The sequence below is a fragment of the Morganella sp. GD04133 genome (assembly GCF_029835375.1).
Taxonomy (GTDB): Bacteria; Pseudomonadota; Gammaproteobacteria; order Enterobacterales; family Enterobacteriaceae; genus Morganella; species Morganella morganii_B.
This window is the reverse complement of the sequence record NZ_JAODZS010000014.1, coordinates 47,065-69,498: the sequence shown is the minus strand read 5'-3', so window position 1 is coordinate 69,498 and position 22,434 is coordinate 47,065. Positions and strand designations below refer to the sequence as shown.

25 protein-coding genes and 1 riboswitch are annotated in these 22,434 nt (G+C 51.2%); of the genes, 7 read left to right on the top strand and 18 right to left on the bottom strand.

The window, feature by feature from the left end:
- Window positions 1-174 precede the first annotated feature (174 nt).
- The 3 genes from N7387_RS08685 to N7387_RS08675 all read left to right on the top strand — a co-directional run bounded on the left by N7387_RS08685 (window position 175) and on the right by N7387_RS08675 (window position 3,029).
- Window positions 175-1,335: a hypothetical protein gene (locus N7387_RS08685; protein WP_279798212.1), complete on the top strand. Its 1,161-nt coding sequence runs from the start codon at window positions 175-177 to the stop codon at window positions 1,333-1,335.
- Window positions 1,301-2,068, top strand: a complete 768-nt coding sequence (locus N7387_RS08680) for a hypothetical protein (RefSeq protein WP_279798211.1) — start codon at window positions 1,301-1,303, stop codon at window positions 2,066-2,068. The genes N7387_RS08685 and N7387_RS08680 overlap by 35 nt, the downstream gene beginning before the upstream one ends.
- Before the next feature lie 85 nt (window positions 2,069-2,153).
- Window positions 2,154-3,029 carry an aminoglycoside phosphotransferase family protein gene (locus tag N7387_RS08675; protein WP_279798210.1) on the top strand — a complete coding sequence of 292 codons (876 nt, stop codon included), beginning with the start codon at window positions 2,154-2,156 and terminating at the stop codon, window positions 3,027-3,029.
- A 57-nt stretch (window positions 3,030-3,086) separates the two neighbouring features.
- On the opposite strand, the gene N7387_RS08670 is transcribed toward N7387_RS08675, so the two are convergent.
- From N7387_RS08670 to N7387_RS08645, 6 genes are all read right to left on the bottom strand, one after another.
- Window positions 3,087-3,797 (bottom strand): Bax inhibitor-1/YccA family protein, encoded by a 711-nt coding sequence (locus N7387_RS08670; protein WP_262860820.1) that lies wholly within the window; start codon window positions 3,795-3,797, stop codon window positions 3,087-3,089.
- A gap of 200 nt (window positions 3,798-3,997) precedes the next feature.
- Complete coding sequence (moaE, locus tag N7387_RS08665) at window positions 3,998-4,453, bottom strand: molybdopterin synthase catalytic subunit MoaE (protein ID WP_234597932.1); 456 nt, start codon at window positions 4,451-4,453, stop codon at window positions 3,998-4,000.
- 3 nt (window positions 4,454-4,456) lie between these two features.
- Window positions 4,457-4,702: a molybdopterin synthase sulfur carrier subunit gene (gene moaD / locus N7387_RS08660; protein ID WP_046893745.1), complete on the bottom strand. Its 246-nt coding sequence runs from the start codon at window positions 4,700-4,702 to the stop codon at window positions 4,457-4,459.
- On the bottom strand, window positions 4,699-5,178 hold the full coding sequence (gene moaC / locus N7387_RS08655; protein ID WP_279798207.1) for a cyclic pyranopterin monophosphate synthase MoaC: 480 nt from the start codon (window positions 5,176-5,178) through the stop codon (window positions 4,699-4,701). The genes moaD and moaC overlap by 4 nt, the downstream gene beginning before the upstream one ends.
- Before the next feature lie 25 nt (window positions 5,179-5,203).
- On the bottom strand, window positions 5,204-6,187 hold the full coding sequence (gene moaA / locus N7387_RS08650; RefSeq protein ID WP_279798206.1) for a GTP 3',8-cyclase MoaA: 984 nt from the start codon (window positions 6,185-6,187) through the stop codon (window positions 5,204-5,206).
- Window positions 6,175-6,324: riboswitch (molybdenum cofactor riboswitch) on the bottom strand. (Overlaps the previous gene by 13 nt.)
- Window positions 6,325-6,625: 301 nt before the next feature.
- The gene (locus N7387_RS08645; RefSeq protein WP_279798205.1) at window positions 6,626-7,168 is read right to left on the bottom strand and encodes a GNAT family N-acetyltransferase; all 543 of its coding nucleotides are present in this window, start codon (window positions 7,166-7,168) and stop codon (window positions 6,626-6,628) included.
- 256 nt (window positions 7,169-7,424) lie between these two features.
- On the opposite strand from N7387_RS08645, the gene yvcK reads away from it, so the two are divergent.
- On the top strand, window positions 7,425-8,333 hold the full coding sequence (gene yvcK / locus N7387_RS08640) for a uridine diphosphate-N-acetylglucosamine-binding protein YvcK (RefSeq protein ID WP_025153417.1): 909 nt from the start codon (window positions 7,425-7,427) through the stop codon (window positions 8,331-8,333).
- A 5-nt stretch (window positions 8,334-8,338) separates the two neighbouring features.
- Here yvcK and uvrB read toward each other — a convergent pair whose 3' ends face one another.
- The gene (gene uvrB, locus N7387_RS08635) at window positions 8,339-10,351 is read right to left on the bottom strand and encodes an excinuclease ABC subunit UvrB (RefSeq protein ID WP_279798202.1); all 2,013 of its coding nucleotides are present in this window, start codon (window positions 10,349-10,351) and stop codon (window positions 8,339-8,341) included.
- A gap of 27 nt (window positions 10,352-10,378) precedes the next feature.
- On the opposite strand from uvrB, the gene N7387_RS08630 reads away from it, so the two are divergent.
- Window positions 10,379-10,531 carry a hypothetical protein gene (locus tag N7387_RS08630; protein WP_153641938.1) on the top strand — a complete coding sequence of 51 codons (153 nt, stop codon included), beginning with the start codon at window positions 10,379-10,381 and terminating at the stop codon, window positions 10,529-10,531.
- 349 nt (window positions 10,532-10,880) lie between these two features.
- On the opposite strand, the gene bioD is transcribed toward N7387_RS08630, so the two are convergent.
- The 4 genes from bioD to bioB are packed head-to-tail and all read right to left on the bottom strand — an operon-like array spanning window position 10,881 to window position 14,529.
- Window positions 10,881-11,564 carry a dethiobiotin synthase gene (gene bioD, locus N7387_RS08625; protein WP_279798199.1) on the bottom strand — a complete coding sequence of 228 codons (684 nt, stop codon included), beginning with the start codon at window positions 11,562-11,564 and terminating at the stop codon, window positions 10,881-10,883.
- On the bottom strand, window positions 11,551-12,345 hold the full coding sequence (gene bioC, locus N7387_RS08620) for a malonyl-ACP O-methyltransferase BioC (protein WP_279798198.1): 795 nt from the start codon (window positions 12,343-12,345) through the stop codon (window positions 11,551-11,553). Before bioC ends, bioD begins: the two co-directional genes overlap by 14 nt.
- On the bottom strand, window positions 12,311-13,483 hold the full coding sequence (gene bioF, locus N7387_RS08615; protein ID WP_279798257.1) for an 8-amino-7-oxononanoate synthase: 1,173 nt from the start codon (window positions 13,481-13,483) through the stop codon (window positions 12,311-12,313). Before bioF ends, bioC begins: the two co-directional genes overlap by 35 nt.
- Window positions 13,484-13,491: 8 nt before the next feature.
- Window positions 13,492-14,529 carry a biotin synthase BioB gene (bioB, locus tag N7387_RS08610; protein WP_279798197.1) on the bottom strand — a complete coding sequence of 346 codons (1,038 nt, stop codon included), beginning with the start codon at window positions 14,527-14,529 and terminating at the stop codon, window positions 13,492-13,494.
- Window positions 14,530-14,615: 86 nt separating this feature from the next.
- Between bioB and bioA the strand changes: the two genes are divergently transcribed.
- On the top strand, window positions 14,616-15,920 hold the full coding sequence (gene bioA, locus N7387_RS08605; protein WP_279798196.1) for an adenosylmethionine--8-amino-7-oxononanoate transaminase: 1,305 nt from the start codon (window positions 14,616-14,618) through the stop codon (window positions 15,918-15,920).
- Window positions 15,921-16,098: 178 nt separating this feature from the next.
- Here bioA and pgl read toward each other — a convergent pair whose 3' ends face one another.
- Window positions 16,099-17,088 (bottom strand): 6-phosphogluconolactonase, encoded by a 990-nt coding sequence (pgl, locus tag N7387_RS08600; protein ID WP_279798195.1) that lies wholly within the window; start codon window positions 17,086-17,088, stop codon window positions 16,099-16,101.
- Between the two features lie 222 nt (window positions 17,089-17,310).
- Between pgl and N7387_RS08595 the strand changes: the two genes are divergently transcribed.
- Window positions 17,311-18,132, top strand: a complete 822-nt coding sequence (locus N7387_RS08595) for a pyridoxal phosphatase (protein WP_279798194.1) — start codon at window positions 17,311-17,313, stop codon at window positions 18,130-18,132.
- 86 nt (window positions 18,133-18,218) lie between these two features.
- Here N7387_RS08595 and N7387_RS08590 read toward each other — a convergent pair whose 3' ends face one another.
- The 6 genes from N7387_RS08590 to N7387_RS08565 all read right to left on the bottom strand — a co-directional run bounded on the left by N7387_RS08590 (window position 18,219) and on the right by N7387_RS08565 (window position 22,360).
- Window positions 18,219-18,575 carry a hypothetical protein gene (locus tag N7387_RS08590; RefSeq protein WP_108655106.1) on the bottom strand — a complete coding sequence of 119 codons (357 nt, stop codon included), beginning with the start codon at window positions 18,573-18,575 and terminating at the stop codon, window positions 18,219-18,221.
- A gap of 198 nt (window positions 18,576-18,773) precedes the next feature.
- Window positions 18,774-19,841 (bottom strand): molybdenum ABC transporter ATP-binding protein ModC, encoded by a 1,068-nt coding sequence (modC, locus tag N7387_RS08585; protein ID WP_279798193.1) that lies wholly within the window; start codon window positions 19,839-19,841, stop codon window positions 18,774-18,776.
- Entirely contained in the window at window positions 19,835-20,530 is a 696-nt protein-coding gene (gene modB, locus N7387_RS08580; RefSeq protein WP_025153428.1) for a molybdate ABC transporter permease subunit, read from the bottom strand. Before modB ends, modC begins: the two co-directional genes overlap by 7 nt.
- A gap of 23 nt (window positions 20,531-20,553) precedes the next feature.
- Complete coding sequence (gene modA, locus N7387_RS08575; RefSeq protein ID WP_262860809.1) at window positions 20,554-21,324, bottom strand: molybdate ABC transporter substrate-binding protein; 771 nt, start codon at window positions 21,322-21,324, stop codon at window positions 20,554-20,556.
- Between the two features lie 196 nt (window positions 21,325-21,520).
- Window positions 21,521-21,661, bottom strand: a complete 141-nt coding sequence (locus N7387_RS08570) for an AcrZ family multidrug efflux pump-associated protein (protein ID WP_025153430.1) — start codon at window positions 21,659-21,661, stop codon at window positions 21,521-21,523.
- A gap of 114 nt (window positions 21,662-21,775) precedes the next feature.
- Entirely contained in the window at window positions 21,776-22,360 is a 585-nt protein-coding gene (locus N7387_RS08565; protein ID WP_279798191.1) for a hypothetical protein, read from the bottom strand.
- Window positions 22,361-22,434 lie beyond the last annotated feature (74 nt).

Below are 22,434 nucleotides of genomic sequence, written 5' to 3'. Positions count from 1 at the left end.
CAATATTAGTCCGGCCAGATATAACAATTATTATAAAAAATAAAAACCATCCTTTTAAAATTAACATTTAAAATTCTTTAATTTACATTAATGATGGGTAAATTGAATTTAACCCCATTCAATAAACTTTAATGAAAAATAATTTAAATTAATATAATTAATTCAGGATGGAAAATGAAAAAAACCAAACACTATCAGGTCTACAAAACAGAAGATATGAACATTCACCGTGAGATACAAGAACCATTTAATTACAATGCAATAAGCCGACCTGAAATAACATTATTCGTCGCTCCTCAGGGCAGTGAAATCCATGATATTAATGGAGAATTTGTCAGCAACTCTGCATTTGGTCACACCTTCATTGGTATAAAGGGAATTAATCCCGTTACAAAACAGTATGATATTATCACCGTTGGTTTAAGTACCGGAGAAAGCCTCAAAACAGCCAGTGATAACTTATCATTTAATGATCACATTTATTATCGTAATGCGTCCACGCTATCTATAACGTCTGATAATTTTAAATTCCATAATGACTTCAATAAACTTTTTACTGTATTGCATAATTATAAGACAGGAAAAAGTAAACCGCCGAACTATAACTTAATCACTAATAACTGTAGTCAATTTGTAGATGACTTATTAACTGACAGTAATATAGATGGAATCAATGTTTCTTTTTTTCCTGATAACTTGTATGACAACCTGGAAAATGCGGCTGACAGTTACTGTACTCCACTCATTATTGATCTGGACAGAAATGGTGTTACAACACTAGCTGATAATACCGGAATATATTTCGATTTAAATGGTAATGGCGAATCTGTACAAACAGGCTGGGTTCATCCCGGTGATGGCTTACTGGTATTAGATCGTAATAATGATGGTATTATAAATAATGGTACCGAGTTATTTGGTGAATACACGAATTATATCAATAACAAAGATGGATTCTCATCGCTTTCCGTTTTAGATAGTAATAATGATCATCTGATAAATCAGGATGATATTGCATGGTCAGCATTGTTAGTCTGGCAGGATGTAAATTCAGATGGCATCAGTCAGTCAGATGAACTGCTTTCTCTTGAAAGTATAGGCATAGTATCTGTTGAATTAGCTACACGGCCTTCCTATTTTTATGATGACAGCGGTAATTTTCATAAATTAACCTCTGATATTAACTGGCATGACGGCGAAAAATCAGAGATTGCCGATGTTTTATTTCATATACACAACAGAGAAACAGCTCCGTTATCTGGCGATATTTATATTACAGCACTCACCTCTGATATATATCATGACACAACAATCACACCCTATTTATTCGGATAAAAAAATGCATAAAAAATTAATATTTCTGATGTTATTACCCGGTTTCAGTCTCTGTGCTTACTCAGAAAGTCAGTGGAATAACAACATTACTGCGTATGAATACAACCCAATTGAACTACGCTATGATCCGGGATTACCAGAATATGCCCCTTATCCAAAAAATCAAAATGAGCTGACCTTGCTGATTAATAGCGCAGAAAGGGGTAATTTAACAAGTCGTTATACGTTATTCTCCTTTTATTATAATAACTGCTACCACCTGCAGCAATTAAGTGGTAATACGGGCATTTCAGAACATTGTAATACCGCTGTTTACTATCTGGAAGCGTTACTCTCTTCAGATCCTGAAAACCCACTTGCTTTATTCCACTATGGTTTTATTTTATCCCATGGTTACGGGAAAGAAAAAGATATGAAGAACGCTATAACTTACTATGAAAAAGCGTGTCACATTGGCAGAAACAGATTGATTTCTGCCTGTGATTTTGTATTTTCAGCATTTTTAAATGGTGAGGAAAACATAGGTAAAGATATCGATAAAGCAAGAGAACATGTTGCCACCGTCGCTGGCTACGGAAATAAAAAATATCAGAAATATATTGATAATTGGGATTACATCCTATTCAGAATAAATACAGAAAAGGAAGTGAATAATTGTATAGAATCCGGGGGAAATACCGCTGAGTGCATAAAGTCAGGAAATAATAAGATGAAAAGCTATTATATAAAATAAGGACGACAAAAAATAATCATCTCTGCATAGGCTACTGGCTTTGCTATAATATTCCTTATTATAATCTTACAGGAAAGCGATTTCTTTGAATATTGATACACACCTTGCCGCTGCGCTGATAGCGGAACAATTCCCGCAGTGGGCACATCTGCCGGTGATACCGGTCGCGACCAGCGGCTGGGATAACCGGACATTTCACCTGGGTGAAGAAATGCTGATCCGTCTGCCCTCCTCGCCTGATTATGCCGGTCAGGTACTGAAAGAACAGCTGTGGTTACCGCGTCTGGCAACAGGACTGAGCGTTCAGATCCCCGCCCCGCTCGGTACGGGTAAACCATCAGAGAGATTTCCGCTGCCGTGGTCTGTGTACCGCTGGATCCCGGGAGAAACGGTTGCGACACACCCGCCGTCAGATAAAACGGTTTTTGCCCGTGATCTCGCAGATTTTCTGACGGCGTTTCAGCGTATCGATGCCACCGGCGGCCCGGCCGCCGGTGCGCAGAATTTTCACCGAGGCGGTAATTTAGCAGTTTATGACAGTGAAACCTGTCAGGCGCTGGCGAATCTGAAAGATAAAACCTGTGTCCCGCTGTTTCTGCGGATATGGGAAAACGCCCTGCACGCCCGGCGGACAGCTGAGCCGGTCTGGGTTCACGGTGATATCAGTGCGGGCAATCTGCTCACCACGAACGGTCGTCTGACCGCTGTGATTGACTTCGGGCAACTCGGTACCGGAGATCCGGCCTGTGACCTGGTAATTGCCTGGACCTTCTTTGACAAGGAAAGCCGTGACGTTTTCTTTGAACGACTGCGGTGTGACGCCGGAACCCGCGCAAGGGCAATGGGCTGGGCGCTGTGGAAGGCTCTGATTGTCAGTGCTGCCCCGCAGAATACCAATGTGACGGAAGCCGGGCAAGCCGCCCGGACACTGGAACAGATTATTACAGATTCAGAACAGTAAACGTAAAAAGGCCGGTTTTCACCGGCCTTTCATTGTTACATCCTGTTCTGTCTGTGATTAGCGGCGGTCGCCCATCAGGCGCAGCAGCATCAGGAACAGGTTGATGAAGTCCAGGTACAGCGACAGCGCACCCACGATCGCATAGCGGCGCATGGTGTCTTTATTGTTGCTGTCAATCTGCTCACCCAGTTCACGCAGTTTTTGGGTGTCATACGCGGTCAGGCCGGCAAACACAATCACACCGATATAGGTGATGATCAGAGTCATACCTTCGCTTTTCAGCCAGATATTGACCAGCGATGCGATGACAATACCAATCAGTCCCATAAACAGGAAGTTCCCCATCCCGGACAGGCTGCGTTTGGTGGTGTAGCCGTAGATACTCAGCGCACCGAACATCCCTGCCGTGATAAAGAAGGTACTGACGATAGACGCGTCTGTATACACGATAAAGATACTGGAGAGCGTCAGCCCTGTCAGTGCGGAATAGAGCATAAACAGCCCGGTCGCCATGGACGCACTCAGGCGCTCAACCATGCCGGAGATAACCCAGACCAGTGCCAGCTGAGCAATAATCAGGCCGAAGAAGGTGATTTTGCTGGAGAAAACAAAGCTCATAATCGCCATTGAGTTAGACGAATACCAGGCGACGAAGGCCGTCAGCAGCAGGCCGCATGCCATCCAGCCGTAAACCTGGGCCATATAAGCCTGAATACCGGAGCCCGCCTGTGAAACTATCGAGCCGTTAGAACGAGGAAATCGGTCCATGATGGATAACCCTTTCATCTGTATCAAATTGTTTATCGGATGATAAACGACCAAGGCCTATAGATTATCACATAAAAAGGGTGTTGCCAGCAGGCAAACTGTCAGGAATTCCCCCCTTTTCTTTACAAACAGTAAATATTTTTAACCTGATGTACCGCCGCCGGAAAAAATTCGGCGATACAGACGTGATTGGCGGTAAATTACCAGCGATCTGCGGCTTTCTGGTCGCTTTCTCTGGCATCCACCCAACGGGTGCCGCCTTCCGGTAATGTCTCTTTTTTCCAGAACGGCGCGCGGGTTTTTAAGTAATCCATCAGAAATTCCGCCGCTTCAAATGCCATACCGCGATGGGCAGCGCTGACACCGACAAACACAATTTCATCATTCGGGTATAAACTGCCAACCCGGTGGATCAGTGTCACCCGCTGCAATTCCCAGCGCTCACGCGCCTGTGCGACAATATCCGCCAGCGCCTTTTCGGTCATGCCCGGATAATGTTCCAGCGTCAGAGCCGCCACATTATCACCGAGGTTATGATTGCGGACTTTGCCGGTAAAGGTGACCACCGCGCCGTCATCCGCACAACCGGCCAGCCACTGGTATTCCTCACCAACACTGAAATTGTCAGTCTGAACAGCAATCCGGGTATTATTCATGATTCAGCCTCCGGTGACCGGCGGAAAGAACGCGACCTCGTCGCCGTCAGTCAGCGGCTGCGACAGCGGTACAAAAGACTGATTCACCGCACACAGCAGTTTGCCGGATTCCAGCGCCAGCGCCCAGCGCTCACCGCGCTCACATAACGCAGCCCGTAAATCTTCTGCTGTGGCGTAATCACACGGCAGAGAAAGCTCATCGGTATTCACCAGCTCGCGCACCTGCGCGAAAAACAGTACCTTAATCATGCGTCCGCCTTAAAATATCCTGATTTCCCGCCGCTTTTTTCCAGTAAACGCACCGGGCCGATAACCATATCCTTCTGCACCGCTTTGCACATATCATAGATCGTCAGTGCAGCCACAGAAGCCGCAGTCAGGGCTTCCATTTCCACCCCGGTTTTACCGGTCAGGCGGCAGCAGGATTCAATACGCACACGGGACGTGTCCGGCTCCGCGCTCAGCTGAACCTCCACTTTGCTCAGCATCAGCGGATGACACAGCGGGATCAGATCCCAGGTCCGTTTGGCGGCCTGAATACCGGCGATACGGGCTGTCGCAAAGACATCCCCTTTGTGATGGTTGCCGTCAATAATCATCTGTAAGGTTTTGGCATCCATGGTGATAAAGGCTTCGGCGCGCGCTTCGCGGACCGTTTCCTGTTTTCCGGACACATCCACCATGTTGGCTTCGCCCGCCGCATTAATATGGGTGAGTTGAGACATGTAAACTCCTGATATGACCGGCGGATCAGCCGCCGATAACGGATAAATTCGGGGTAATACCGCTGTTCCCCTGATGGAGGAAATGGGTTTCGCGTTTGTGCTGCAATGCGCGCTGAAGCCGAGCTTTCAGCTCGTCGTCGTGTCCGTCTTCCGCCAGCAGGTCACGCAGCGTGATCCCCTGCTCGCCGAACAGGCACAGATGCAGATTACCGACCGCCGACACCCGCAGACGGTTACAGCTCTGACAGAAGTCTTTTTCATACGGCATGATCAGGCCGATTTCGCCCTGATAATCCGGATGACTGAACACCTGCGCCGGGCCGTCACTGCGGGCACGCGCCACCTGCTGCCAGCCGGCCTGTAACAGACGGGCGCGGATAACATTGCCGGAGATATGGAAACGGCGGAACACATCACTGCCGTCACCGGTTTCCATCAGTTCGATAAAACGCAGCTGGATCGGGCGGTCTTTGATCCAGTTCAGAAATGCAGGCAGATGGATGTCATTGACATTCTTCATCAGCACCACATTCACTTTCACCTTCTCAAAACCGGCGTCAAACGCGGCATCGATACCACTCATCACCTGCATGAATTTATCCTGCCCGGTGATAGCGTGAAACTGGCGCGGGTCGAGACTGTCAACGCTGACATTCACCGCGCTCAGCCCGGCGGCGCGCCAGTCGCGGATATCCCGCGCCATGCGGTAACCGTTGGTGGTCACAGCAATAGTGCGGATATTCTCATTTTCGCGGATAGCGGCAACAATATCGGTAAAATCGCGGCGCATGGTCGGCTCGCCGCCGGTCAGACGGATTTTTTCCGTGCCCAGCTGAGCAAACGCGCGGGTCACCCGGCGGATTTCGCCGAGGGAAAGAAAGGATTTGTGTCCGTTTGGTTTATAACCATCAGGCAGACAATAGTTGCAACGGAAATTGCAAACGTCTGTCACGGAGAGGCGCAGATAATAAAATTTGCGCGCAAAGGGATCTGTCAGTTGTTCAGTCATAACACCTTTCCAAATACGGGAGATGCGGACATTTCTATCCTGCACCCTGGTGGCACTCGTGAGTGTCACGGCCAGCTCACCCTATTTCCGGTTCTGACCTGAAACGTAGGTGTGAAGGCTAGGAGTTAATCGTTGTCATTAATGCTGTTAATAACCACGCTAAGTGAATTGATTCTAGCGTTGCCCTGCGGGAATTACCATGATAAATACGCTATATACCTTATTATACAACGTGTTACCGTGCCTCCGGAAAAAGGAACGGATACACCGGATAACGAAAATTTCACACAGTTTTTCAATTAATTAGCAAATCAATTATAGGCCGATGAATAAATAATAAACAGCAAACTGCCGAAAATACGGCGATCCGGCAGGAAAATTATTTACCGCTTTTTTGATCTGACACCGGTTGAGCTGACACAGATATAGCAGGCCCGGTCAGTCCAGTGTAACGTGATAGAAAATAACGGATTTATAATTCATTCTCAGTGTCTCCTGCGGACGGAATCCGTAACGCTCTGCCAGCCGGGCAGAGCGTTTATTCTCAGGAGCAATAATACACACGCATTCATTAATACCGCGCACCTCTTTCAGCCAGTTCAGTATGGCTCCCAATGCTTCACCGGCATAGCCCTTACCGTGTGCCCGCTTTGCAAACACCCAACCTGCTTCCGGATAGTGGCTGATGTCTTTTTCCATTTCACGGTAAAAATCCGCAAAACCGATATCCCCGATATACTCTCCGGTGCTTTTCTCCCTGACCGCCCAGTAACCATAGCCCAGCAGCGGCCACAATCCGAGATACGCCAGTATCCGCATCCAGCTGTCGCGCGGTGTGGAAATCTGTCCTGCCATAATATGATGTGTCACTGCGGTATCCGACCACATGTCAGCCACTGCTGCATGGTCTTCTCTGCGGTGGGCACTCAGGATCAGACGTTCGGTTTCCAGTACCGGAATGGTACACGTCAGGTCATTCATGATGTTCTTCCTGTCACTTATTGATTTTTGTTATTCATGTTTATTTATGATGCTTTCAGTCACCGCATTCACTCATAGCATGACTTCCCCGCCGTTGCCATCTCTGAATCACACGTAAAAGTACGCAGCAAAAAGATAATTCACCTTTATGATTGACCGGAGTTTGATAAATCTCAGTATCGTGACGCGAAAAATTGGTTTTTATGATAGATTACCGCGCAAATAAATATGAAAACTCAGGGAATGCATAAACACTATGGGGAACCGCACACTCACGTCGCTGGAACATGTTGTTGCTTTAGGCGGAGGCCACGGGCTGGGACGGGTGATGTCCTGCCTGAACGGTCTGGGATCGCGGCTGACCGGCGTGGTCACCACCACGGATAACGGCGGCTCCACCGGCCGGATCCGCCGGGCGGAGGGTGGCATTGCCTGGGGGGATATGCGCAACTGTCTCAATCAGATGATCACGGAGCCGTCGATTGCCTCCACTATGTTTGAATACCGTTTCAGCGGTAACGGCGAACTGGCGGGACATAACCTCGGCAACCTGATGCTCAAGGCACTGGATCATATGAGTGTGCGCCCGCTGGATGCCATCAATCTGATCCGCAATATGCTGAAAGTCAAAGCCAAATTGATCCCGATGTCAGAAACGCCGGTCGATCTGATGGCTATCGACAGTGAAGGTCATGAAGTGTACGGCGAAGTGAATGTCGATCAGCTGACCTGCCCGCCGCAGGAGTTACAGCTCTCCCCGCCGGTGAAAACCACCAAAGAGGCACTGGATGCCATCTGCCGCGCAGAGCTGATTATTATCGGGCCGGGCAGTTTCTTTACCAGCCTGATGCCGCTGATGCTGCTGCCCGATTTCACCAAAGCGATTAATTTTAATCAGGCGCCGATGATCTATATTGAAAATCTCGGCAAAGAACTGAGCCCGGCTGCGGCGTCCCTCAGCCTGAGTGAAAAAATCGCCGTGATTGAAAAACGCATCGGCCGCAAACGGATAGATGCGGTGGTGTGCGCACCGCATATCAATACCGGTGACCTCGGCGACCGCCTGATTGTCAGAGAGATCCTCGAGGCACAGGATGTCCCGTACCGCCATGACCGCAGCCTGCTGCTGAATGCGCTGGATAAAACCATCGGCCTGCTGCCCTGACCCCGTCAGGAGTTGGCAATAAACTGCTCACGCAGGCCCTGTAATTCATCCCGTACCGCTGCTGCCTGTTCAAATTCCAGATCCTGAGCGTGGCGGTACATCTGCGCTTCCAGTTCCTGAATTCTAACTTCCAGCTCTTTCGGCGACATACGCTGATAATCGCTGCTTTTCGCGGCTGCTTTTCCTTTGCCTTTATTTTTCGCCCCGGCTGACGGCTGGCCGATTTTCAGGATATCGCCAATCTTTTTATTCAGCCCTTTCGGCACAATACCGTGTGCTTCGTTAAACGCCATCTGCTTCTCTCTGCGGCGTTCAGTTTCCTCAATAGCCCTTGCCATCGAGTCCGTGATTTTATCGCCGTAGAGAATCGCTTTGCCGTGCAGGTTACGGGCAGCACGGCCAATGGTCTGGATCAGGGAACGTTCGGAACGCAGGAAGCCTTCTTTATCCGCATCCAGAATCGCCACCAGTGACACTTCCGGCATGTCCAGCCCCTCACGCAGCAGGTTGATACCCACCAGCACATCAAACTCCCCGAGGCGCAGGTCGCGGATAATTTCCACCCGCTCCACGGTATCAATATCCGAGTGCAGATAACGCACCCGCTCGCCGTGCTCTTCCAGATATTCAGTAAGATCTTCCGCCATCCGTTTGGTCAGTGTGGTGACCAGCACGCGCTCATTTTTCTGTGCGCGGATGCGGATTTCAGACAGCAGATCATCCACCTGGGTGGTCACCGGACGCACTTCCACTTCCGGATCAAGCAGCCCGGTCGGACGCACAACCTGTTCAACCACATCAGAGCCGGATTTTTCCATTTCATATTTGCCCGGCGTGGCGGACACATAAATACTCTGCGGTGCGAGAGATTCAAACTCCTCAAAGCGCAGCGGACGGTTATCCAGCGCGGACGGCAGACGGAAACCATATTCCACCAGCGTTTCTTTGCGCGAACGGTCGCCTTTGTACATCCCGCCGATTTGCGGAATAGTGACGTGGGATTCGTCGATCACCAGCAGGCCGTCCGCCGGCAGGTAATCAAACAGGGTTGGCGGGGATTCGCCGGATTTGCGTCCGGAGAGATAGCGCGAATAGTTTTCGATACCCGAGCAATAACCCAGCTCATTCATCATTTCCAGATCAAACTGAGTGCGCTGGGCAAGACGCTGCTCTTCCACCAGTTTGTTGTTGTCGATCAGGAATTTTCGCCGTTCCGCCAGCTCGGTTTTGATCCCTTCCATCGCCTCAAGAATACGCTCACGCGGTGTCACATAGTGGGTTTTCGGGTAAACAGTAAAACGCGGTACCTGATAATGGATATGGCCGGTCAGCGGATCAAACAGCGACAGGCGCTCCACCTCATCATCAAACAGTTCCACGCGCAGTGCGTAATCATCCGATTCCGCCGGGAAAATATCCACCACTTCACCGCGCACGCGGAATGTACCGCGCTGAAAGGCCTGGTCGTTACGGGTGTACTGGAGATCAGAAAGCCGGTGCAGGATCGAGCGCTGATCGATGATCATTCCTTCGGTAAGGTGCAGCATCATTTTCAGATAGCTGTCCGGATCACCCAACCCGTAGATAGCGGAAACGGAGGCCACCACCACCACATCCCGCCGTTCGAGCAGGGCTTTGGTGGCTGAGAGCCGCATCTGCTCAATATGTTCGTTTACTGAGGCATCTTTTTCGATAAAGGTGTCAGAGCTCGGCACATAGGCTTCCGGCTGATAATAGTCGTAGTAGGAGACAAAATATTCCACCGCGTTTTCCGGGAAGAAATCTTTAATCTCACTGTAAAGCTGGGCGGCAAGGGTTTTATTGGGCGCCATGATCATGGTCGGACGGTTCAGCGTGGCGATAACATTGGCAATGGTGAACGTTTTCCCTGAGCCGGTTACCCCCAGCAGCGTCTGATGCGCCAGCCCGTCTTCCAGGCCCTCAACCAGTTTTGCAATGGCCTGCGGCTGGTCACCGGCCGGTTTAAAGTCAGAATGCAGTTTAAATAGTTTGCTCATGAGCCCCCCTGCGCGAATAGGGTCACTATGATACTGGATAAAAAACCAGCTTCAACCCCCGGCAGAAAAAATCCGTTATTTTGTGATTTTTTGCTTGCAAAACCAGGGAAAATTTTATTGGCTTTCCACAGTTATCCCCAAAAAAAAGCACTTGCAATTTTAAATTATGCTGAAATCTGACGCCCCTCTGACCAATTGCTATTTTTCACGCAGGAGGACTCTTGATTTTATTTATCTATTTGTTATTTATGTAAAAATCATAAAAGCCCGATTTTACAACAATGTCAGCGAAAGCCCCGTTCCTGCAAGGATGGCGTGAGTTTTCTAAAGTTAATGCACAGGGTTATCCACAGGAATGGTGGATAACTTAATAAAGTCGTTTGCCGGTGCATGGTTGCGTGACATTGTGCAGTCATAAAATTGTCACTTTCAGCACAAAGAGAAAAAATAATTCAGGATTTTTTCCTGATAAAAAACACCCGGCCGGAAGATTTGCCGTGATCCCGGAACGATCCGGCCGGATACAGAATCAGTGCGCGGAAACCGGCAGTGAAAGATAGCCGGATAAGTCCTGATTCAACGGATCCGGCAGATGCGGTAACACACCCAGACACGGCGCCGGGATCAGGTTGTTCAGTGTCGCCAGGTACGCCTGCTGATGCAGACCCGGCGGTGTGACCTCATTAGCCACCCATCCGGCCAGGCTCAGCCCGGCCTGCTGTATCGCCATCACGGTCAGTAACGCATGATTAATGCAGCCGAGTTTTACCCCGACCACGAGGATCACCGGCATCCGCATGTGTGCCGCCCAGTCCGCATAAGTCTGCGTGGCTGACAGCGGGGTAAACCATCCGCCCGCCCCTTCGGTCAGCACCCAGTCGGCCTGCTGATTTAACGCATGCAGCCCGTCAGTCATCACCGTAAATTCCAGCGGAGTTTGTGTCAGTTCGCTGACAATGTGCGGCGATGTCGGCTCGGCAAAGGTATAGGGGTTAATCTGCGCGTAACTGACCGGCGGCACGGTATGGTGCCACAATGCCAGTGCATCACTGTTGCGCAGCCCCTCCGCCGTCATCTCACTGCCGGAGGCCACCGGTTTATACCCCGCGCAGCGGAACCCGGCGTTGCGGGCAGCCTGCAACAGGGCGCAACTGACCACGGTTTTACCGGCATCCGTATCGGTGCCGGTTAAAAACCAGTTATTTTTCAACATGTATGACTCCGTACTGAATAAGATAGCTGAGCGGAAATACGCCGTCTTCGGCGGGATAATGATTCGCCAGCCGAATGAGTTTATTGCGTGTCATCAGCCCGGCAGCACGTCCCTGATGGACATGGGTGGCTCCAATCCCCTTGAGGGAGTGCAGCAGCGCGGGCAGAGAATCAAAGGAGAGCCGGTAACAAACGTCTGACAAGGTATGCCGGTAAGGCTGACAGGCAGCGGAAACCGCCTCACGGCTGAGAAAGCCGTTGGCGTGACGGTTGCTGTCCACCCGGGCAAACGCCTGATTCAGTTCATCCAGCGACCCGCTGAGCAGCGTGGAAAACGCCACCACCCCGCCGGGCCGGGTCACCCGTACCAGACCGGCCAGCGCCTCTGCCAGCGAATCACACCACTGCACCGCCAGATTGCTGAAACAGAAATCAAACTGCTTATCCGCAAAAGGCAGCTGTTCGATATCCCCCTGTACATAACGGGTCGCCCGCTGCTGCTGCCGGGCGTGCGCCAGCATCTCAGGGGAAAGATCAAACGCGGTTACACTGCGGCAATCAATTTTCCACTGTTCACTGAAAAACCCGGTACCGCAGCCGGCATCCAGCCCGTGCAGTTCAGATAATAACGGCGCGGAAAGTGCCTGTGTGGTCAGTTGCCGCAAGTGGTGTCCGGTTTTCTGCTGGAGGTGCGCCACGGTGTCATAGTGTCCGGCTGCGCGCCCGAAAGCGGCGGCAACGGCGGCTTTATTCACCGGGGCGGTAGTGACAACAGAATGCATCCAGCGCCTCCGTAAGCTGTGTGATATCGTCGCGGTGATGGGCGCTGGTCAGCGTGATGCGCAGCCGGGCGGTATTCGGCGGCACGGTTGGCGGGCGGATCGCTTTCACCCACAGGCCGCGTTCCTGTAAATAGTGCGACAGCGCCAGGGCAGCTCGGTTATCCCCCACAATCAGCGGCTGGATAGCCGATGCGGACGGCAGTAATTGCAGCGGCAGAGGCGCCACCCGCTCACGGAAGAAGCGGATGTTTTCCGCCAGTGTGTCCCGTAGCCCGTCGCCGTGACGGATTTCCTGCACCGCCGTCTGAATGGCACACGCCTGTGCCGCCGGGAAGGTGGTGCTGTAGATAAGATGACGGGCATATTGCGTCAGATAATCTGCGGTCTGTGCATCACACAGCACCGCTGCACCGCTGACCCCGACCGCTTTGCCGAAGGTGACAATCTGAATATCCGGGCGTATTCCCGCCGCATCACAACTGCCCCGCCCTTCACGACCGCAGACACCGATACCGTGCGCATCATCCGCCATCAGCCGGGCGTTATGCTGCCGGGTGAGTGGTAGGATCGCCGCCAGCGGCGCGGCATCTCCGTCCATACTGAAGATCCCTTCCGTGACCACCAGGGTTTTGCCGGTACTGTTTTCAGTCCGGCTCAAACGATTGCTCAGATGGGCGGTATCATTATGACGAAAACGACTGAATTCAGCGGGTGAATGCATAGCCGCTTCCATAATGGAAGCATGAGCAAGTTTGTCGCAGATAAGGTGGTCGCCGCGCTGCATCAGTGCGGTGATCACCGCCTGATTAGCACTGAAACCGGAGACAAACAGGATCGCCCGATCAAACCCGAGCCACTCCGCCAGCATCTGTTCCAGATCCCGGTGTGCCGCCGTATAGCCGGTGACATGACCGGATCCGCCGCTGCCCACGCCGTATTGCCGGGTGCCGTCACACCAGGCGCGGATCACCGCCGGGTGGCGGCTGAGGCCGAGATAATCATTGCCGGAGAAATTCACGGCGCGTCTGCCGTTAATCAGGAGGGTACGCCCGTCCGCGCCGTCATTAGCGTCACGACGGCGTACCGCATCCTGTTCCTGCGCCTGTTGCAGGCGCTCAGAAAGAAAAGTCTGCCACATGGTACGGCTCACAGGGCTGCGTTATAGAATTTTTCGTCATCATTGTGGCTGATGGCATCCAGTAAAGAATCCGTCTCCTCATTGTCACCCCGGGTAACATGAATGGCCTCACGTTTGATCCCCAGTTTTTTAAACAGGGCGATATCGGTATTTTCTTCCGGGTTGGTGGTGGTGAGCAGTTTACAGCCGTAAAAAATAGAGTTCGCACCCGCCATAAAGCAAAGTGCCTGGGTCTGTTCATTCATCATTTCACGACCGGCGGAGAGGCGCACATGAGACGTTGGCATCATAATGCGGGCCACCGCAATGGTGCGGACGAAATCAAACGGATCGACTTCCTCATTATCTTCAAACGGTGTGCCTTTGATTTTCGCCAGCATGTTGATCGGCACACTTTCCGGGGCTTTCGGCAGATTCGCCAGCTGCACCAGCATTGCCGCACGGTCACGCACCGCTTCACCCAGTCCTAAAATTCCGCCGGAGCACACTTTGATCCCCGCATCCCGCACATTGTCGAGGGTATCGAGTCTGTCCTGATAGGTCCGGGTGGTGACAATCGAGCCGTAAAATTCCGGCGAGGTGTCAAGGTTATGGTTGTAGTAATCCAGACCGGCTTTGGCAAGACGCTCCGCCTGTGAGCTGTTCAGCATACCAAGTGTCATACAGGTTTCCATACCCAGCGCCCGTACTTCTTTCACCATGGTTTCCAGATACGGCATATCGCGCTCATGGGGATTCTTCCACGCCGCGCCCATGCAGAACCGGGTCGAACCGGCTGCCCGCGCCTTACGCGCCGTTTCCACCACCTGCTGTACTTCCATCAGCCGCTCTTTTTCCAGCCCGGTCTTGTATCGCGCACTCTGCGCACAGTATTTACAATCTTCCGGACACGCCCCGGTTTTGATGGAAAGCAGTGTGCTGATCTGCACCTGCTGCGGGTCAAAATGCTGGCGATGCAGGGTCTGAGCCTCATACAACAGTTCAAAAAAAGGTTTTTCAAACAATGCATTGGCTTCTTTTAATGTCCACTGACGACCTTGACTCATAACTGTAACTCCCGATAAAAAAGTGTTGCCAGTTTAAATATCAGCATTATCATGTCAACTTTATTTGCATTGAAATGGTTTACATAATGGCTTTTTCAGGGAATATTTCAGGTCACGACTTTTCGGCTGATGATGCGGATTTTGACCGCCGCCACATCTGGCACCCTTATACATCAATGACTCAGCCGCTGCCGGTCTATCCGGTGGTATCGGCACACGGTGCGGTGCTGACACTCGCAGACGGCCGCGAACTGGTTGACGGTATGTCCTCGTGGTGGGCAGCTATCCATGGCTATAATCACCCGGTACTGAATGCGGCGGTGACTGAACAGCTGTCACAAATGTCACATGTAATGTTCGGCGGGATCACCCATCCGGCTGCCGTTGCACTGTGCCGCCGCCTGGTGGCTATCACGCCGGAACCGCTGGAATGCGTGTTTCCTGCTGACTCCGGCTCGGTGGCAGTAGAAGTGGCGCTGAAAATGGCGCTGCAGTACTGGCAGGCACGCGGGGAAAAGCGTCACCGGATAATCACCCCGCGTCACGGCTACCACGGTGATACATTCGGTGCGATGTCAGTGTGTGATCCGCAAAACTCCATGCACTCACTCTGGCAGGGCTATCTGCCGGATCACCTGTTTGCCGATGCGCCGCAGTGCGGATTCGATGAGGAATGGCAGCCGGCGGATCTTCACTCCGTGGAAAGCCTGCTGGCACAGTATCATCATAAGGTCGCGGCGGTGATCCTGGAGCCGGTTGTCCAGGGTGCGGGCGGAATGCGTTTCTACCATCCGGAATATCTGAAAGGCGTAAGATCGCTGTGCGATCACTACAATGTCCTGCTGATTTGTGACGAGATCGCGACCGGATTCGGACGCACCGGAAAGCTGTTTGCCTGCGAACACGCCGGTATATCACCGGATATTATGTGTCTCGGCAAAGCGATTACCGGTGGTTATATGACGCTCTCCGCCACCCTCACCACCCGCCATATTGCGGACACCATCAGTCAGGGGGACGCAGGCTGCTTTATGCACGGCCCGACCTTTATGGGTAATCCGCTGGCCTGCGCCACGGCAGTAGCGAGTATTGATCTGTTGTTGTCCGGAGACTGGGCGGCGCGTGTGAAGGATATCGAAACACAACTGAAAAGTGCCCTGCTGCCGCTGAAATCCCGCAGCGGCGTCCGTGATGCGCGGGTGCTCGGCACCATTGGTGTGATTGAAACGGAAGAGCCGGTCAATATGGCAGAATTGCAGCGCCGTTTTGTTGATGCCGGGGTGTGGATCCGCCCGTTCGGGCGGCTGATTTATATTATGCCGCCATACATTATTACGGCGACACAACTGGAAAAGCTGACGCAGGCGATAGATAAGGTGACGGCAGGATAAAAAAACAGGCGGCTGATCTCCGCGCCGGAGAAGCGCTGATAACGGGCAAAAACGAAAAGTCGCTGTGAATACCTCCCTGTAAGCTCAGGCGCGTCATCCATGACGCGCATGCTTTTCGTTTCGCCTGCCCGTTATCGCTTATTACCTGACCAGCAAACTCTGTATTGAAAAAAACACATTACTTCAGCGTCAGCACTGTCACCCACATCGGACCTTTTCCGGCCGGATAGCGGTTGATAAAGTGCAGTTCGCCGGTAATCTCATCAATCCGGGAAACCGCCACATGGTGAGAAAGTTGCCCGGTTGAGATCAGGAAACGCCCGCTGTTATCCACCGCAAAACCGCGCGGCTGAGTTTCTGTCGGATAACGCCCCGCCAGTTGCAGATGACCGCCGTCATCCGACACCCGGTAGTGATTAATCACACTTGATGCCCGCTCACAGGCATAGAGATGACGCCCGTCCGGCGTGACATGAATATCAGCAGCCCAGCGGCGTCCTGAATAATCATCCGCCATCATATCGACAGACTGAATTTCACGGACTTTCACCCATTCGCGGTAAACATTAATGGTCGCATTTAATTCATTCAGACAATACGCCACATGTTTTGCCGGATGAAACGCCATATGGCGCGGCCCGGCACCGGCAGCAACCGTCAGCATATCGGCGTGACGTTCAGTTAAGCGTCCGTCTTCCTCAATCGTGTAAGCGCGGATATGATCTTCCCCGAGGCACGGCACAAACAGTGTGCAGCCATCCTGCGCAATATTAGCGGAATGCGGATTTTTTAACCCCTCAATCACCTGGACTGCACGGGCGGGAAGACCATTATCGCGGATCGGCAGTACCGCCAGATTTCCCTGATGATAAGACGCGGCATACAGTGTGCGCCCCGCTTTATCAAGCGTGATATAGGCGGCAGTGCCCGGGAGCGGCGTCAGGCCGGTTTGTGTGAGTTTACCGTCTTCTGCGATTTTATACGTCACTACCGCATTACCCGGTTTTACCGCAGCATAAAGATGACCACCATCCGGCGCGGTGATCAGCGGCTGCACCTGATCCGGCGTTGATACTGTCTGTAACAGTGACATTTCACCGTGTTCATTCATCTGCCAGACATGAATCTGATGACTTTCCGTACTGGCAACATAAACCACCTGCTTCATTCGCGCTCCTTAATATCATCACTTACCCGTTTGATTTTTAACAGGTAATGTAAGCATTTCTGTATAATAATACCGCACTTAGCGTTTATCGCGAAACAATTAACATGCTATATTATCAGTTATCTCCGCCCGGAATCAGCCAGGATGCCGTCAGGGTGCAATAATATTCCCTGATGCCCGCCGTTATTCCGGTTCTGACACTCATACAAGGGGCTCCCTGTTATGTCTTACCGCGTCCTCGCATTTGATCTCGATGGTACACTTCTCGATCCGGATAAACATATATTACAGGAGTCGCTGGATGCTATCCGCGAAGCCCGCCGTGCCGGGGTGCAGGTGCTGATTGTCACCGGTCGTCATCACGTTGCTATCCATCCGTTTTATCAGACATTGCAGCTGGATACACCGGCTATCTGCTGTAACGGTACTTATCTGTACGATTATCCGGGGAAAAAAGTGCTTTCCGCCGATCCGATGAGTGTCAGTGAATCCCGTCAGCTGCTCGAACGTCTGGCACAGACCGATATCGAGCATCTGATGTATATCTCCGATGCCATGCTTTATCACACTGACAGCAGCACCATCGAGCGGACACTGAACTGGTCAGCTTCTCTGCCGGAACACCAGCGTCCGGTGATGCGCAAAGTGGACAACTTCCTTGATGAGGTTGATCGCGCTGACACTATCTGGAAATTCGCCACCTGCTCAGATGATCTGAACAAACTGCGCGAATTCACCGATGCCGTTGAAGCGGATATGGGGCTGTCCTGCGAGTGGTCGTGGATAAACCAGGTGGATATCGCCCGCAAAGGTAACAGCAAAGGCCGCCGTTTACAGGAATGGGTGGAATCTCAGGGAATGACGATGAAAGATGTGATGGCATTTGGTGATAACCATAATGATATCAGCATGCTTTCTGCCGCCGGTCTCGGTGTGGCAATGGGCAATGCAGCAGACGAAGTCAAAGCACACGCTGATCTGATTATCCGGGATAATACACAGCCGGGTATTGCGCAGGCGATCCGCCGTCATATTCTCAGCTGATCAATACCGTGTTCTGAACTATAAAAAATGCCTTTTAATAAAGGCATTTTTTTAATTATTTCCCGCTGACCCGCAAATAAATTTAGTTATTTATACTTATCAAAATTCCAGTTATTTTTGGGTTTTTCTGCCGGATTCTGATTCGGGAATTTTGCATTTTCGACGATCAGCAGTAATTTGGATCCGTCATAGGTATAGCCCCCCTCAGAATACTGATACGGGAAGCTTTCCGTTGCCACCACGTTATATCCCATACTGAGCAGCTCCGGGATACGCATTCCGCCCTGCGAGCCGTCGGTGGTGCCGATACACCAGACTTTTAAGTTTTCGATTTCAACGTCTTTGACTTTTTTCAGATAGGTGTAACACATCACCTGATTTGCCGCCAGCGCCTGACCGCCGGAGAAAATACCCAGTAATAAAAAGAGTAATGCTTTTTTCATTTTATCCCTCTGACTCAGTGGTTTTTTATGCAATAACGCACGTCTTACACTTGTTTCCGTGTGCGGAGAATATTCTGTGATAATTCGGCAGGATCAGTGATGCACCGGCGTTAATATATATCGCCGGTGTGTCAGATGGGCAATCGGAATAATATGAATGCCCGCTTTATTAATGAAAAATACGTATATTCAGGCAGGTTATAATTCGCGGCTCAGTGACACACTTTTTACCTGTGCATACACCCACAGTCCGGGTTTCAGCTGCAAATCATCCCGCGCCCAGCCGGTAATCCGTGCCCAGAGGAAATGATTGCCGACCGCCAGCCGTACATCTGTCTGACCGTTGTCGTCATCATACATTTCCGTGATTTTTGCCCGTAATATATTGCGGATACTGCTGCTTTTCGGTTTTTCCAGTACGATTGACACATCATCCGCGCTGACACGCACACGCACCGGTGTATCAGACTCACCGGTAATACGCGGTATCCACAGCACCTGATCACTGATAGCGGCGGCAGTCATGGCATAGCGGTCGTGATGCTTAAGCACCGTGACATTTAATACGCTTGAGAGGCTTTCCTGTGTCAGCCACGGCCGCAGTGCTGCACTTGCCCACACCTCTTCCAGCGGCCCTTGTGCCAGAATGCGGCCTTTTTCCAGAATCACCACATCTTCCGCCAGCCGCAGGATTTCATCCAGGCTGTGACTGACATACAGGATCGGAATACTGATATCCTGCGCCATCTTTTCCAGATACGGCAGCAGTTCGCGTTTACGCGGCAGATCCAGCGAGGCCAGCGGTTCATCCATCAGCAGGATATCCGGTGCGGTCAGCAATGCGCGGCCAATCGCCACCCGCTGCTTCTCCCCGCCGGAAAGCATCATCGGCAGCCGGTTCAGCAGATGTCCGATACCCAGCAGTTCCACAATACTGTCAAACTGATCTTCCATTTCCCGCGCCATACCGTAGCGCAGATTGCCTCTTATCCGGTAATGGGGAAACAGGCGTGCATCCTGGAAGACATAGCCGATTTTGCGTTTTTCCGGTGGCAGACAGATGCGTTTTTCAATATCCACAAGTGTGTGCCCGTTAAGCTCAATCCGCCCCTTCTGTGGTTTTGTCAGCCCGCCGATCACATTAATAAAGGAGGTTTTCCCTGCCCCGGAGAGCCCGAAGACAGCGGTAATACGGTCACTGGCCAGTTCGGTGTTGATCACCATCGATAAATCACCGAGCTGCTGTTCAAAATCAAGCACTAACATGCGGCAACCCCCAGGCGTTTACGTCCCCAGCGGGTCAGCCATTCCGAAGCCAGCAGTGACGCCAGTGCCAGAACAATAGCGATAATACAGAGCCGTGCTGCATCCATTTCGGCACCCGGTGTTTCAAGCAGGGAGTACATCGCCAGCGGGATAGTCCGGGTTTCCCCGGGGATATTGGAAACAAAGGTGATTGTCGCGCCGAATTCCCCCAGCGAACGGGCAAAGGCCAGCACTGTGCCGACAATAATACCCGGCAGCGACAACGGCAGTGTGATAGTAAAAAAGACCCGCAGCGGTGAGGCACCGAGTGTCCGTGCCGCCTGCTCCAGACGCATATCCACCGCTTCCAGCGCCAGGCGGATAGCCCGTACCATCAGCGGAAAGGCCACCACTGCCGCAGCCAGCGCGGCACCGCGCCAGCTGAAGGTAAAACTGAAACCGAACCAGTTATAGAGCCATTCACCGATAAAACCTTTGCGGCCCATACTGATCAGAAGAAGATAACCCACTACCACCGGCGGTAATACCAGTGGTAAGTGGATAAGACTGTCCAGCAGCGACTTGCCCGGAAAACGGCAGCGCACCAGTACCCATGCCATCAGTATGCCGAACGGCAGACTGGCTGCCACGGCGACTGTTGATACTTTCAGGCTGAGGATAACCGCCTGCCATTCATACTCATTCAACATCGCTGTCTGTTAGTCCTTATTTATTACATAGGGCTGAAACCGTAACGTTTGAAGATCGCTTTTGCTTCCGGTGTCTGCAGATAATCGTAGAAACCTTTCACATCGGCATTATTGTGATCTTTCAGGATCGCAATCGGATATTCAACCGGTTTATGCGTATCAGCCGGGAAAATACCGACGACTTTTACTTTATCACTGGCAACCGCATCAGAACCGTATACGATACCCAGCGGCGCTTCGCCGCGCTCCACCAGCGCCATGCCACTGCGCACATTATTGGTACGGGCCAGCATCGGGTCAACCACTTTCCAGGCACCCAGATTTTCCAGTGCTTCCTGCGCATAAATACCGACCGGCACATGATCAGGATCACCGACAGCCAGACGACCGCCATCCAGTAATTTAACCCAATCAGTCTGCTTATTAATATCTATTTTATCAATCTTACTGTCTTTCGCGGCAATCAGCACCAGCTCATTACCCAACAAGGTTTTACGGGTGTCATTAACGATCAGGTTTTTCTCCTGAGCGTAGTCCATCCATTTCTGGTCAGCAGAAATAAAGATATCTGCCGGAGCACCATTTTCAATCTGACGGGCCAGCGTGGAAGAGGACGCATAAGACGCGACCACGTCACCTTTTTTCTCCTGCTTATATTTTGCCGAGATTTCATCAACCGCATTTGTCAGTGATGCCGCCGCAAACACGGTCACTTTTTCAGCGGCCCACGCCTGACCCATGACAGCCGCAGAGATAACAACGCCGGCCAATAACGTACTGAACTGTTTTTTCATTTTTTCCACCAGGATAGATTAGGATTAACCCGTTGTATATAACAAGATACAGCGTAAAATGAAAGGAGGTTTATCCCACTATCGTCAGTTAAGCGGAAAATACGATAAAATGAGGGAAATTACATCGGGAGTGAGCGGGAAAACAGAAGCAAACACGGATTACCCGCGAACGCAGGTAATCCTGAATACGTCAACATCAGTGCTGCTTTTCGTGGTGCTCGCCTTTAGAAATCAGGTTGAAAATTTCACCTAATCCCCAGATCAGAGCCGCCAGGCCTGTCATCACAACAGGCACCATTAACAGTGCGAAACCTAAACTTTTAACTAACTCAAACATAGCACTTAATCTCTTTATATCAGGCGAAAAGGATATTCAGCGTGACTATCATAACGTCATATTACCCGCCATTCTATATAAATCACGCAGCCGAAAGCATAGCGATTCGTGCGGTCAGGTCTGCATAAAATAAACAACAGCCACAATCACTGCCGCCAGGATGAGAAAACCGACCACCTTTCCGGCACTGCCGGGTGTTTCGACAATACTGTTACCGCTTTCTGTTCTGATACCCGCAGAATCCGCAACCGGAGTTACGGTCTCTTCATCAGTGTCTTCACTATCTTCGTTGTAAAGTATCTGAAGATACGTCAGCAGCGTTTTCAGGGCATCACTGTCCAGCAGTATTGTTTCGTCATCCTCCGCAACGATGCACAACGTGTAATTTAGTTGCGCGACCATCGTCAGCAAAAAAGCGCCCGGCAATTCCGCATAATCACGTTCAGCGGCGTTCATGTGTTCCGCCACTTCCGGTGGTGGCTCATTACTGCCGTCATCACGCATGTAAGCAAGCAGCACAGGCTCTTTATCATCCTCTCCCTGACAAAATGCCAGCCCCACTTTGCCGCTGCCGGCTTGTCCCTGCGATTCAACCCAGAATGACTGTACTGCCAGTGTACGGGTAAAATCCTCCGTTTCAGAACCGTTGTCCGGATCATCTCTGACAGTCCGGTAAAGACTGAATAAGGTATTCCCCATGATATAATTCCCTGTTTAATAAATCATCGCTATACCATACCTGTTTTTATCCCTCTCACAAATTATTCAGTAAA

What these genes read in the sequence shown, in the direction of transcription:
- N7387_RS08685 (WP_279798212.1), top strand. Translation starts at nt 175, where the DNA reads ATGAAAAAAACCAAACACTATCAGGTCTACAAAACAGAAGATATGAAC.
- N7387_RS08680 (WP_279798211.1), top strand. Translation starts at nt 1,301, where the DNA reads ATGACACAACAATCACACCCTATTTATTCGGATAAAAAAATGCATAAA.
- N7387_RS08670 (WP_262860820.1), bottom strand. Translation starts at nt 3,797, where the DNA reads ATGGACCGATTTCCTCGTTCTAACGGCTCGATAGTTTCACAGGCGGGC.
- moaE (WP_234597932.1), bottom strand. Translation starts at nt 4,453, where the DNA reads ATGAATAATACCCGGATTGCTGTTCAGACTGACAATTTCAGTGTTGGT.
- moaD (WP_046893745.1), bottom strand. Translation starts at nt 4,702, where the DNA reads ATGATTAAGGTACTGTTTTTCGCGCAGGTGCGCGAGCTGGTGAATACC.
- moaC (WP_279798207.1), bottom strand. Translation starts at nt 5,178, where the DNA reads ATGTCTCAACTCACCCATATTAATGCGGCGGGCGAAGCCAACATGGTG.
- moaA (WP_279798206.1), bottom strand. Translation starts at nt 6,187, where the DNA reads ATGACTGAACAACTGACAGATCCCTTTGCGCGCAAATTTTATTATCTG.
- N7387_RS08645 (WP_279798205.1), bottom strand. Translation starts at nt 7,168, where the DNA reads ATGAATGACCTGACGTGTACCATTCCGGTACTGGAAACCGAACGTCTG.
- yvcK (WP_025153417.1), top strand. Translation starts at nt 7,425, where the DNA reads ATGGGGAACCGCACACTCACGTCGCTGGAACATGTTGTTGCTTTAGGC.
- uvrB (WP_279798202.1), bottom strand. Translation starts at nt 10,351, where the DNA reads ATGAGCAAACTATTTAAACTGCATTCTGACTTTAAACCGGCCGGTGAC.
- N7387_RS08630 (WP_153641938.1), top strand. Translation starts at nt 10,379, where the DNA reads ATGATACTGGATAAAAAACCAGCTTCAACCCCCGGCAGAAAAAATCCG.
- bioD (WP_279798199.1), bottom strand. Translation starts at nt 11,564, where the DNA reads ATGTTGAAAAATAACTGGTTTTTAACCGGCACCGATACGGATGCCGGT.
- bioC (WP_279798198.1), bottom strand. Translation starts at nt 12,345, where the DNA reads ATGCATTCTGTTGTCACTACCGCCCCGGTGAATAAAGCCGCCGTTGCC.
- bioF (WP_279798257.1), bottom strand. Translation starts at nt 13,483, where the DNA reads ATGTGGCAGACTTTTCTTTCTGAGCGCCTGCAACAGGCGCAGGAACAG.
- bioB (WP_279798197.1), bottom strand. Translation starts at nt 14,529, where the DNA reads ATGAGTCAAGGTCGTCAGTGGACATTAAAAGAAGCCAATGCATTGTTT.
- bioA (WP_279798196.1), top strand. Translation starts at nt 14,616, where the DNA reads ATGGCTTTTTCAGGGAATATTTCAGGTCACGACTTTTCGGCTGATGAT.
- pgl (WP_279798195.1), bottom strand. Translation starts at nt 17,088, where the DNA reads ATGAAGCAGGTGGTTTATGTTGCCAGTACGGAAAGTCATCAGATTCAT.
- N7387_RS08595 (WP_279798194.1), top strand. Translation starts at nt 17,311, where the DNA reads ATGTCTTACCGCGTCCTCGCATTTGATCTCGATGGTACACTTCTCGAT.
- N7387_RS08590 (WP_108655106.1), bottom strand. Translation starts at nt 18,575, where the DNA reads ATGAAAAAAGCATTACTCTTTTTATTACTGGGTATTTTCTCCGGCGGT.
- modC (WP_279798193.1), bottom strand. Translation starts at nt 19,841, where the DNA reads ATGTTAGTGCTTGATTTTGAACAGCAGCTCGGTGATTTATCGATGGTG.
- modB (WP_025153428.1), bottom strand. Translation starts at nt 20,530, where the DNA reads ATGTTGAATGAGTATGAATGGCAGGCGGTTATCCTCAGCCTGAAAGTA.
- modA (WP_262860809.1), bottom strand. Translation starts at nt 21,324, where the DNA reads ATGAAAAAACAGTTCAGTACGTTATTGGCCGGCGTTGTTATCTCTGCG.
- N7387_RS08570 (WP_025153430.1), bottom strand. Translation starts at nt 21,661, where the DNA reads ATGTTTGAGTTAGTTAAAAGTTTAGGTTTCGCACTGTTAATGGTGCCT.
- N7387_RS08565 (WP_279798191.1), bottom strand. Translation starts at nt 22,360, where the DNA reads ATGGGGAATACCTTATTCAGTCTTTACCGGACTGTCAGAGATGATCCG.